Genomic DNA, 11,263 nt, shown 5'->3' on the forward strand with positions numbered 1-11,263 from the left:
GCAGGGGGGATCAAACCCAAAATCTATCTTCAATTTAATTATAATCAGTTACTTATATTGGATATTCAGATGCGTTAGCCCAGCGTAACGCATTCTCTGATCAGGTTTTCATGAATTGCGCTGTAAATTGAATAAATTAGGATAATCTGGTAGGAATAATGACCACTTCTTTGTCTCGAAGGAAAACAGTTAGCGGCAAACCTTTTTTAAAGTGGGCGGGAGGCAAAACTCAACTGGTTCCCAATATTCTATCTTTGATTAATTCCCAGATTTCTCAAGATTGTCAGTTTAACTACATTGAACCTTTTGTCGGAGGTGGGGCGGTTTTATTCTCAGTTTTAAATAATTTTTCTCCTGTCCAAAAAGTTATTATTAATGACATCAATCCTGATTTAATCATGGCTTATAATGTTATTAAAAATAATGTCAAAGAATTAATAGTCAAGCTAAAAAAAATTCAGCAGGATTTTTATGAACTTAAAAATCTAGAGGAACAACAAAAGTTTTTTTTGGATAAAAGAATAGAATTTAATTCTCGCAGCTGCGATGACTGTCTAGAAAAAACAGTTTTGTTATTATTTCTCAATAAAACTTGTTTTAATGGACTTTATAGAGTCAATAGCAAAGGACTTTTTAATGTCCCTTTTGGAAAATATGTCAAACCATTGATCTGCAATGAAGAAAACTTATTAGCTGTCAACCATCATTTACAGAAAGTGACGATCCTACAAGGGGATTTTGTCCAAACCCTAAATTATGCCAATAACAAGACTTTATTTTATTTTGATCCTCCCTATAAACCGATTAAAAAAACATCAGCTTTTACCTCTTATACTAAAGAAGATTTTAACGATGAGGAGCAAATACGATTAAAACAATTTATTGATCGAGTGGATCAGGCTGGTTATAAATTTATTTTAAGCAATTCCGACGTTAAAAACTTTGACTCTGACAACAATTTTTTTGATGATTTATATAAAAATTATAATATTCAACGGGTAAAAGCCCGACGAAATATCAATTCCCAGGGCAATAATAGGGGAGAAATCTGGGAATTACTGATCAATAATTGACAAAAATCAAGCCTAAAAGAAAAGACGACATGAATAAAAATATTTGCTTAGAATTAATTTAGTCATTGTTTAATTCTGCGATAATATCATCAATGTTTCCCCGAAAGACTTTCCCTTGTTGGTAGTCTTGACGCGCTTGATGGATATTCTTGGCGATTTCTTCTCGTCTTTTTTTCAATTTGTCTATGTCGAATAATACTGATTAAATCATCTTGTTCATAGGGAAATTGTTTCCTCGATCGCTTCTTTTGGTAGTCCTCGACGAATATCAGCTAAAGGTTTTAAGCTTTCTTTGACTTCTTCAATGGTTTCTCCTTGACCATTTGCACTTGGGATTTCAGGACAATGCGGCAGGCATTTTTGCGAGGGATTCATGGTTGAAAACCTCCCGCTCCTTCTCTTAGTTTAGAGCAGCGGGTTGAACAGTTAGAGAAAACGGTAAAAACCTTAGTAGAAATTCTCCTCGATCAAACTTAAGTCCCACTGAACTTAATCTACAAGACTTTCTTTTTGGATTAATACCTCACCAGCGATCAAACGTTGGGCTGCCGACAGTAAAACATTCTCAATATAGGGCTTGACAACAAAAAAACCTTTTGCCCCTTTAGCAGCGGCGAGATGCTGCATTTTTTGCGCCTCTTGTGCGGTAACCATCGCTACTGGTATCCCCTGAAGTTGTTCATCCTCTTGCAGACAAGAGAGCAATTCTAACCCATTCAGGCGCGGCATTTCGATATCGCAGAGAATCAGATCACAAGCTAATCCGGCCCGTAATTTTTCCCATGCTTCTAAACCGTCCCGAGCCTGTTCAATGCGATAACCAGCTTTAACAAAAGAAATCGTTAACATTTCTCGCATGATTACCGAATCATCGACAATCAAGACCAGAGGAGAGGATGAAAGCTGATTAGGAGTTGCTTTAATACTATCAGCTAGTAATACTTCCCCCGCAATCATTTTTTCAGCTGCCGAGAGTAAATCTCTGTCTGGGCAGGGCTTGGTAAAATAACCACTAGCTCCTAATTTCGCCGCCTCCTTGCGATGAAGGTACGCCGCTTTGGAAGTCAAGAAAGCCACGGGAATCGCCGCTAATCGGGGGTCTTTTTGCAAATTAGACAGTAATTCCAGGCCATTCATGCGGGGCATCTCGATATCGGAGAAAACGATATCACAGGGCAAACCGCCGCGTAATTTTTCCCAAGCTTCTTGACCATCCCGGGCCTGTTCCACACGATAACCGGCTTTACTAAAGGTTGAAGAGAGCAATTCCCGGACAGTAATCGAATCATCGACAATCAGCACCATAGTCTCCGATTTTTGCCCAGGTCCCACCTCTACGGGGGGGGCAGTTTGGCGCCAAGGACTCCCCTTATCGGTACGCAGACGACCCTGGGCAATGTCGATTAACTCTAACACATCGCCGATGGGCATCACCGTACCATCGCCTAAAACCGTCGCCCCGGCAATCCCAAGCGTTTTCGGAATCGGTCCTTCGATCTGTTTGATGACGATTTCCGGTAGCGAGCTTCGGAATCGGTCCTCTGACATGATCACTTGATCTACCTGCACTGCCAAGAGATTATTACCACCGCGCAGGATCACGATCGAAAAAGAGTCGTCCTCCTGTTTGCTGGTGTAAAAACTACCGCGACCGCCCCGCCGATTGTAGGAAAGCAACTCGCTCAGGGGTTGGAAAGGTAGTAAAGTATTTTGCCAGAAAACGCAGCGCCGTCCATCCATATCCATTTGGATATCCCTGGGCTGGTAAAAGCTCATCTTCACCTCTTCCACCTTTGCCACCTTGACCTCCAGGCTTTTCGGGAGGAGGACTTCTTCCACTTCGTCCCTGGAGAAACCGATGCGCGCACGATCACTAACACAAAAGAGGGCCTTACAGATACTCAGGGTTAGGGGTAAACGGATGGTAAAAGTGCTTCCTTTGCCCAGTACCGAGTCAATAGTTGCCGTTCCCCGCACATCGATTAAACTGGTCCGCACCACATCTAAACCCACCCCACGACCGGAAAAATCATCGGCCTGATCTTTGGTACTAAAACCAGGGCGAAAGAGGAGTTCATAGACTTCTTGGCGACTGAGGTGTTGAGCTTCCCGATCGCTGATTAGGCCTTTTTTGATCGCCTTGCGTTTAACCCGATTCGCATCAATACCGGCCCCATCATCACTAACGGTGATCACGGTTTGATTTCCCTGTAGGAATGCCTGGACAGAGATCGTACCGAGGGCAGGTTTCCCCTTGGCCATGCGTTCTTGGGGTGATTCAATGCCGTGGGTGATCGCATTGTTGACCAGATGGGTCATGGGACTAAGGAGATGTTCAAGGATCATCTGATCGATGAGAACATCACCCCCTTCCACTTTTAATTTGGCTTGTTTATGCAGTTTCAGGGACATATCGCGAATTGACCGGGGGAGGTGATCGGCAGTTTGACTAAAGGGAGCCATGCGGGATTTGGTCATCCCTTCCTGTAGTTGGGTGGTAACCTGTCGCAGACTACGCATCACCTGATCGGTTTCATCGACGACAAATTTAAGATCAGAGGCCGATTCTCGCACTCGCACGATCAATTCGATGATTTTTTGCACTTTTTTATGGAAATGATCATCAAACTGGTCGAGATCTAGGTCCTCTAGTTCGCCAGTCATAGCCGAATCGCCCTGATTTTCTCCCTTAACTCTACCGTAACCGATGGCACCGCCGGGATTGCGACTAGCCAGCAAAGCCTTTTCTAGGAGGGTTCTTTCATAGAGATCCTGCAGCCAACTGCCCTCATCGCTGAGTTTTTGGACTTGGTTAAGCAAATTATCCAAAAAGAGACCCAGGTCTTTCTGTTCCTGTTCAAGGCAATTGCGTTTAACCACCAGTTCCCCGATCAGATTGCTGAGGTTATCCAATTGTTTGATCGGCACCCGCATCATCTGTTCAAAAGCTTTACTGACAAGGGGACGCCCGTTATTTAACCGTTTTGGTGGACTGAAACTGGAGGCCGGAGTCCCCGCCACCACCCGAGGGCTCCCTGTGAGGAGTTTTTCTAAATCCTCGAATTTATTCTCTTGGCTTTCTCTGGCAATTTCCAGTGATTCTAACCGTTGGAGATGTTCCGCCCCAGTCTCCCGTTCCACTGCCGTGGATTCCGAGAGGAGGGCCTCTAGGGATTCAAAGATGTCTGGCAGTGGCGATTGCGCTCCTGGGGTGGGTTTTTCCAGAAAAGCGTCTAAGTCTTCGAGGCTGTCGTAAAAATTGGGGTTGCTGATGGTTATAATTGCTTTTGAGTCCCGGACCGCTGCATTTTCTAACAGCAGCGATTCCAGATCATCCCCATCTTCTGGTTCTGACTTTGGCGCAGGCCTACGGGTAGAATAAAGATCATTAGTGGCGGCTTCTTCCCAATTGATGCTACCGCCAAAAAGTTCCCGTAATTCCCGTTCTGAGGGCAAGGAAGACGGGGTTTGGCTAAGAGAAGCCCCAGACCTGGCTGCCGGCTCAAATAAAAAGCTGAGTTCGTCTAGAGCCTCCTCACCGTCGCTGTCTTTGTCTTCTAAACTCTCTAACAACTGTTCGAGATCTTCGTTAAAGAGATGATCCGAGTCGGGTTTCATCATGATTTGCTTCCTGCCAAGTCTTCCTTTTTGGTCAACCAATAAATAAGCTCTCTCTAGCTTCAGGTTACCCAGAATTCTACCCGATAACTTCATCCACTAGCAATTTTTTTATGGCTAATCAAACTCTTGGACTCGATCAACAATTTTACTCCTATTATCAATCTATCTGTCGGCGAGAATCTCCTATTTTAGCTCAATTACGTCAAGAAACTGCCTCTCAACCCCTGGCAGTCATGCAGATTGCCCCCGAACAAGGTCAATTTATGGCTTTTTTGGTACAGGCGATCGGGGCGAAAAAAACCTTAGAAATAGGGGTTTTTACCGGTTATAGTGCGCTAGTGGTGGCCTTAGCTTTACCCCGAGAAGGCAAGCTGATCGCCTGTGATCTAAGCGAAGAATATACCAGTATCGCCCGCCGTTATTGGCAGCAGGCCGGTGTCGCCGCTAAAATCGATTTAAGAATTGCCCCAGCCCTGGAGACTTTAGATCAATTAATCGCCGCAGGAGAAAGTAATAGTTTTGATTTTGTCTTTATCGATGCCGATAAAAGTAATTATGATCGCTACTACGAACAGGCGTTACAATTGGTCAGAACGGGCGGAATTATCGCTATCGATAATGTTTTTTGGTCGGGACGGGTAGCGACGGCCGATAGCACCGATAATCGCACCAAAATTATCCGTTCACTCAATGCCAAAATTCAGCAGGATGAACGGGTAAATATCAGTATTATTCCTATTGGTGATGGTTTGACCCTAGCCATGAAAAAGTGAAAGGGCAAAATTAACTTCTTGGTTAGGATAGGCACTCATGCAAGAGACAGTTAGATAAGCTTAGACGCACTTAAGTTACATATCTTAAAATTCAAAAAACTCTCAACCGCTTATTCCTCCTGCCTTGCTAAAACGCATCTTAGATGCGTTTTAGCTTATGTGTAATTAATTGTGTCTCGCTACTTATATCCCTTAAGATAGTTGACAAAAAATTATAGCTGAGAACGACAGCACCAAATTATCAGTTCAACGGAGAGGGTGGGATTTGAACCCACGTTAGGTGTGACCCTAAAGCAGATTTCGAGTCTGCCGCATTCAACCACTCTGCCACCTCTCCACAGGGTTTGAGTCTGGATTATCATTTTAACAGATTACTTGCCCTAGGATTGATTTTTTTTGATAGACCTCTTGTCTAATTGATTTTTGAGGGTTGAAAAAAGTCAAAAATAACGATTAAGCGGCATAAAATATCTAAATAGACCATTTAATTGATTATTATTCATTTTTAATTCTCCTGACTACCGATTACTGACTACTGACTCCTAACCCTAACAACAATTTTTGATTTTTACCAGAGGTCTGATGAATCAAGCTCCTTTTCTTCCAGTCAACCATCCCCAGCCTAACTTTCTCCACTGGTTAGGGAGTCTCTGGAAATTTTCCCGTCCCCATACGATTATCGGCACTTCTTTCAGTGTTTTAAGTCTGTATTTAATTGCTTTAGGCAATATTAGCGATTTTTTTAGCCATTGGTCGGTTTTATTGCTCACTTGGACTGCTTGTCTTGCGGGTAATGTCTATATCGTCGGTTTAAATCAGTTAGAAGACATCGACATCGATAAAATCAATAAACCCCATCTTCCCCTAGCCAAGGGCGAATTTTCTCGGTTAACAGGAGGGTTAATCGTGGGTTTAAGCGGTATTTTAGCAATTATACTGGCTTTTATCGGTGGTTTTTGGTTGTTAATCACCGTGGGGATTAGTTTACTCATCGGCACTGCCTATTCCTTGCCACCAGTGCGTTTAAAACGCTTTCCCCTCTGGTCCGCCTTCTGTATTTTTACCGTCCGAGGTGTCATCGTTAATTTAGGTCTTTTTCGCCACTACAACACAGTTATTAATCAAAATCAGTCTATCTATCCCTCGGTCTGGGTTTTAACAGCTTTTGTTCTCGTTTTCACCGTTGCGATCGCTGTTTTTAAGGATGTGCCTGACCTAGAAGGCGATCGCATTTACCAAATTACCACTTTTACCCTGCTGCTCGGTCCTCAAAAAATCTTAATAATTTCCCTCTTGACAATTTCTCTATGTTATGCAGGGATGATTGCCGTCGGTCTCTTGGGGATAACGGGAATTAATTCTCCTCTGGCCATTGTCGCCCATCTGCTCCTACTACTTCTTCTTTGGTGGCGTAGTCGCGGAGTAAATTTAGAAGATAAAAGCGAAATCAGCCGATTTTACCAATTTATTTGGAAATTATTCTTCCTAGAATACCTTATATTTCCCCTCGCTTGTTTACTATGAAAATATCTCCTTTTTTAGCGGCCATTCCCTTACTTTTGCTAGGTGGTACAAGCGCACCTAGTCAAGAAACCATTGATCCGCAATTATTAACCGGCAACCTTCGTTTAACCCTGAAAAATGGTGTTTGGAAACTGTGGCAAGATCAACCCGTTGATCAAAATCTTACCCTAGATTTAAGCTGTGATCGCGCTGTTTGTCAACCGTCGGTGTGGGGATACGCGCCGAAATTCAATAAAGAAGTGGATCACCAAGGCACGGTAAAAACGATTAAATTAGACAACGCTTGGCGATTACAGGTGAAAATGAAGATTCAAACTCACCCTTGGCAAGCAGAAGTCAGGGAAGCTATCTATAATATCGAAATTGTCCCCTACCAAGACCAACTTATCGGCAGCTATCAAGGCACGTTAGGGGGAAGAAGACTACAAAACACAGTTAATGGCACAATTTCCCCTTTATGGCCCAATCCTGTCCCTAATTATCAACCCCTACAAGCGCGAGAACATCCCCGTTTAATCTTTCGCAAGTCAGAATTAACTAATCTCAGAGAAAAAGCGAAAACTCCCATCGGTCAAACTATTATCGCCCAATTAAACAACAGTTTACAAGAAAAAATTTATTACGATGGTTATGTGCCTAATGGGGGTTATCATGCCACAGGTCATTGTTTTTTAGCAATTTTAAATCAAGATAGAAAATCAGCAGAAATCGCCTGGGAAATTATCGAAAAAACCCGTAAAAATCGGGGAAGGAGAATCTTAGAACAATCGCCAATTGTTGCTGGAGTCGCTCTCGCCTACGATCTTTGTTATGATCTTTGGGGAGAAAAGCGCCAACAGGAAATTACTCGCTGGTTATTCAGTGAAAGTAAAAAACTTCTCAGTGGTTTACCCAAAGATGGATGGAATGGAAACGCAGTTAGTAACTGGAATGCGCGGGCCAGAGGTGCGGCCGGTTTAGCTAGTTTAGCGATTCTCAAAGAAGATGTACCACCCGATTCTCTCTATTCTCCCTCGGCACAGGTGGAAATGGCCAAACGTCACATCGAACGCTATTTTACCACAGCGATCGGCGATCGAGGATTTGGCACAGAAGGAGATTTATACAGCACCGAACCCATGGTTATTTCTGTTTTTCCTTTTTTACAAGGCTATCGAAATAGTCTCGGATTAGACTTAGTAACTGGTTCCTCGGCAGCCCAATTGATCCCCCATTATTTAACCAGAATTGTCCCTAAAAATGGTCAATTATTGATTCCTGCTTATGGCAGACATCAGATGTTTGTAGGGGTATCTTTATTAACTATCGGATTGGGAATTACCGATAAATCATGGCTACCAGCAATAAAATGGCGATTACAAGGTCAAGAAAAACAACTTTTTCACCCCCATTATCCTCATATTGCCCCTTTTCTTCTCGCTGCTTATCCATCTAATCTTACTCCAGAAAATCCCGAACGCCAACTTTCCAGGGTTTTAGTTGATCAAGAAAAGGGATTTTATACTTTTCGTAATCGCTGGCAAAATGAAGAGGATTTTGTCGCTAGTATCTATCTTAAACAGCAACCTTTTGTGGGAGGATGGTCTTTTCCCGATGTCGCCAGTGTGAGAATTTGGGGATTAGGAGGACATTGGGCGAGTTTTGAGGGTTCAAAAGGCGACTGGAATTCGGAAAATACGGTTATTTTCCCGAAAACACCGCCTTGGCGACAGGCAAAACCGATATCTTTTCAATCTAGTCCCGATGGTTCGGGAGTAATTACGTTAAAAACTGATAAAATTAGGGTTAAAGGGGCTGAACCACCCGCAGGAGTCGCTCTAGTTCGCTCTTTCGCCGTCGATTACAGTCTGTCCTCCGGTTCCCCCGGATTATTCGTCTTGATGGATAAATTATTAGGTAAAGTCGAGCAACCAGAATTTATTAATAAAACTTGGGTGATGAATACCCAGGGAAATGTCACTCTCGGAAAAAATAGTTTTACTATCACTCAAAATCGGGCAACTATGCAGGGAACTTTTATCACTCCCGTGACTTTAAAAGTCGAGAAAACTGATACAGGTGAGCGCATTTTAGCCACAGGTAGCGAGGAGTTTTTTCTAGTGATGACCGTACAGAAAAGTCGTCCCCCAGCAGTTAAAATTATCGGTAAGGGATTAGATGCGATCGTGCAAATTGGCTCCCAGGAAATCTCAATTATCGATGGTGCAGTTAGATTAAAAGAGATGAATTTTCAAGAGCCATAAAAATTGGCCAGCAATTCTCATTTTGAAACGATTTTGCGTTGTTTCAGCGATCTAGAGATTCGTTAAGAATTATTAACCCCTCTAGGTGCAAGGGTTTTAATGTCATGAAACCTTAAAATGAGAATTGCTGAAAATTGGCAAGTGACCTAAGAAAAGTTAACAGTTGTCAAGATGATGACTATTTGAGCAATGATTTATGATATAATCGATATGGTTGATCAAAATAGCCCCTAAATTTAGAACTATCTAGAATTGCATCGATAATTTCCGCCTAACTAAACTATGACTAAATATCATCAAATCACCGTTAACAATCGTCAGACGGGCGAAAAAATTACCACCACCGTTGCCGAGGATAACTATATACTCCACAGTCTGGAAAAACAGGGCTATCAATTACCCTTTTCCTGTCGCAATGGAGCTTGTACCAGCTGCGCGGTCAGGGTATTATCAGGAGATATCCATCAACCAGAAGCGATCGGACTATCGCCGGAATTAAAAGCCAGAGGTTATGCTTTACTTTGTGTCAGTTATGCTCGTGGCGATATGGAAGTAGCCACCCAAGACGAAGATGAAGTCTATGAACTGCAATTCGGTCGCTTTTTTGCTCGTGGAAAAGTGCGTTTTGGTTTACCCTTAGATGAAGAATAGATTAGGGATTAATCGTGCCAGATACCAGCAGCCAATTAGAAAAATACCTAGACATTGCCAGCGAGGCCGCCCTAGCGGCGGGAACAATTATCCTCGATAATTGGGGTAAAATCGAGATAATAGAAGAAAAAGGGCGATCGGGCGATTTAGTGACGGAAATAGATCGTCGAGCAGAAACAGAAATTATCAAAATTATTAGCCGTCACTTTCCCAAACACGGGATTTTAGCGGAAGAATCGGGAAAACTGCCAGGGACGGATAGCGAGTATCTCTGGGCGATCGATCCTCTCGATGGAACCACCAACTATGCCCACGGTTATCCCTAGGGCTGTTTCATTCTCCCATCAGAATATCAAAAGTAAAAGCGATCACTGTCAGGTAAAATGAGAAGTGAACGCGAACTTTTGAAAGATATGTTGAGCTTAATAGAAAAACTGAAACAAGTCAAGGACTTTCGGAAAGATCAAGGAAAAAGACACCCTTTATGGATAGTATTAGTAGTAATAATACTGGGAACAATGCTAGGATACTCAGGTTATAGAGAGCTAGGAGAGTTTGCTAAAAATAATCGGCACAGGCTCAGTCAAGAATTTAACATAATTCCAGAAAGAGTCCCATCCTATTCAACAATTAGAAGGGTAATGATGGGAGTTGACTGGCAGAGTTTGTTAAAAATGTTTAATGAATGGGCATTAGAAGAATATGGACAAAGAAGTGATATAAATTGGCTAGACATAGATGGAAAAAGTCTCAAAAACACTCTAAAGAATCCTAACAATGAACAACAAAATTTTATTATGTTTGTCTCATTGTTTAGTCAAGAAAGTGGCTTGGTATTACACTTAAAAAGAATTGAAAACAAAAAAGGGTCTGAAATCGACGAAGGTCAAGCTATAATTGAGGATTGCACTCTCCAAAATAAAGTTTTTACTGGCGATGCTTTACACTGTCAGAAGAAAACAATCAGCTTAATAGCCAAGACTAAAAATGATTATGTTATCACAGTTAAAGGAAATCAGAAAAATCTTTATCAGCGAATACAAGACCTGAGTAATTCCTCAAAGCCAGAAAGTTGTTTTCTTGAACAAGATAATAGTCATGGTCGAAAAATATCCAGAAAAATAGAAGTTTTTAAAGTGAGGAAAAATGAAAGACAAGGATTTGAAAATCTGCGAAGAGTTATTAAAGTAGAAAGAAGGGGTAGTCGCGGGGATAAAACCTATGAAGAAACAGCTTACTATATCAGTAGCCTAACTGAATCCGCCCAAGTATTTGCTAAAATTATTCGAGGACATTGGAAAATAGAAAATCAGTTACATTGGGTAAAAGATGTAATTTTTGAGGAAGATAAAAGCGAGATAAGTGATTTTCAAGCGGC

At 42.1% G+C, this 11,263-nt stretch carries 8 protein-coding genes, 1 tRNA gene and 1 pseudogene; 7 read left to right on the plus strand and 3 right to left on the minus strand.

Annotation, left to right across the window (positions count from 1 at the left end; genetic code table 11):
- Positions 1-158: 158 nt before the first annotated feature.
- On the plus strand, positions 159-1,073 hold the full coding sequence (locus H6F92_RS10760; RefSeq protein WP_190357824.1) for a DNA adenine methylase: 915 nt from the start codon (positions 159-161) through the stop codon (positions 1,071-1,073).
- 216 nt (positions 1,074-1,289) lie between these two features.
- Here the strand turns inward: H6F92_RS10760 and H6F92_RS10770 are convergent, their stop codons facing one another.
- The gene (locus H6F92_RS10770; protein WP_190357825.1) at positions 1,290-1,448 is read right to left on the minus strand and encodes a hypothetical protein; all 159 of its coding nucleotides are present in this window, start codon (positions 1,446-1,448) and stop codon (positions 1,290-1,292) included.
- 114 nt (positions 1,449-1,562) lie between these two features.
- On the minus strand, positions 1,563-4,694 hold the full coding sequence (locus H6F92_RS10775) for a hybrid sensor histidine kinase/response regulator (protein ID WP_190357826.1): 3,132 nt from the start codon (positions 4,692-4,694) through the stop codon (positions 1,563-1,565).
- A 110-nt stretch (positions 4,695-4,804) separates the two neighbouring features.
- Between H6F92_RS10775 and H6F92_RS10780 the strand changes: the two genes are divergently transcribed.
- Positions 4,805-5,467, plus strand: coding sequence for a class I SAM-dependent methyltransferase (locus H6F92_RS10780; RefSeq protein ID WP_190357827.1), 663 nt, complete (start codon positions 4,805-4,807; stop codon positions 5,465-5,467).
- A 250-nt stretch (positions 5,468-5,717) separates the two neighbouring features.
- Here the strand turns inward: H6F92_RS10780 and H6F92_RS10785 are convergent.
- Positions 5,718-5,804: transfer RNA gene (locus H6F92_RS10785), tRNA-Ser, on the minus strand.
- Between the two features lie 245 nt (positions 5,805-6,049).
- Here H6F92_RS10785 and H6F92_RS10790 point away from each other — a divergent pair.
- The 5 genes and pseudogenes from H6F92_RS10790 to H6F92_RS10810 all read left to right on the plus strand — a co-directional run.
- Entirely contained in the window at positions 6,050-6,991 is a 942-nt protein-coding gene (locus H6F92_RS10790) for a homogentisate phytyltransferase (protein WP_190357828.1), read from the plus strand.
- The gene (locus H6F92_RS10795; RefSeq protein WP_190357829.1) at positions 6,988-9,234 is read left to right on the plus strand and encodes a hypothetical protein; all 2,247 of its coding nucleotides are present in this window, start codon (positions 6,988-6,990) and stop codon (positions 9,232-9,234) included. Before H6F92_RS10790 ends, H6F92_RS10795 begins: the two co-directional genes overlap by 4 nt.
- A 282-nt stretch (positions 9,235-9,516) precedes the next feature.
- Complete coding sequence (locus H6F92_RS10800) at positions 9,517-9,885, plus strand: 2Fe-2S iron-sulfur cluster-binding protein (protein WP_190357830.1); 369 nt, start codon at positions 9,517-9,519, stop codon at positions 9,883-9,885.
- A gap of 14 nt (positions 9,886-9,899) precedes the next feature.
- Positions 9,900-10,208, plus strand: a pseudogene (locus H6F92_RS10805) (inositol monophosphatase family protein); the annotation flags it as partial.
- A gap of 90 nt (positions 10,209-10,298) precedes the next feature.
- On the plus strand, positions 10,299-11,263 hold a 965-nt coding region (locus H6F92_RS10810), incomplete at its 3' end, for an ISAs1 family transposase (protein ID WP_190357834.1).

The organism is Microcystis wesenbergii FACHB-1317, assembly GCF_014696875.1.
GTDB lineage: Bacteria > Cyanobacteriota > Cyanobacteriia > Cyanobacteriales > Microcystaceae > Microcystis > Microcystis wesenbergii_A.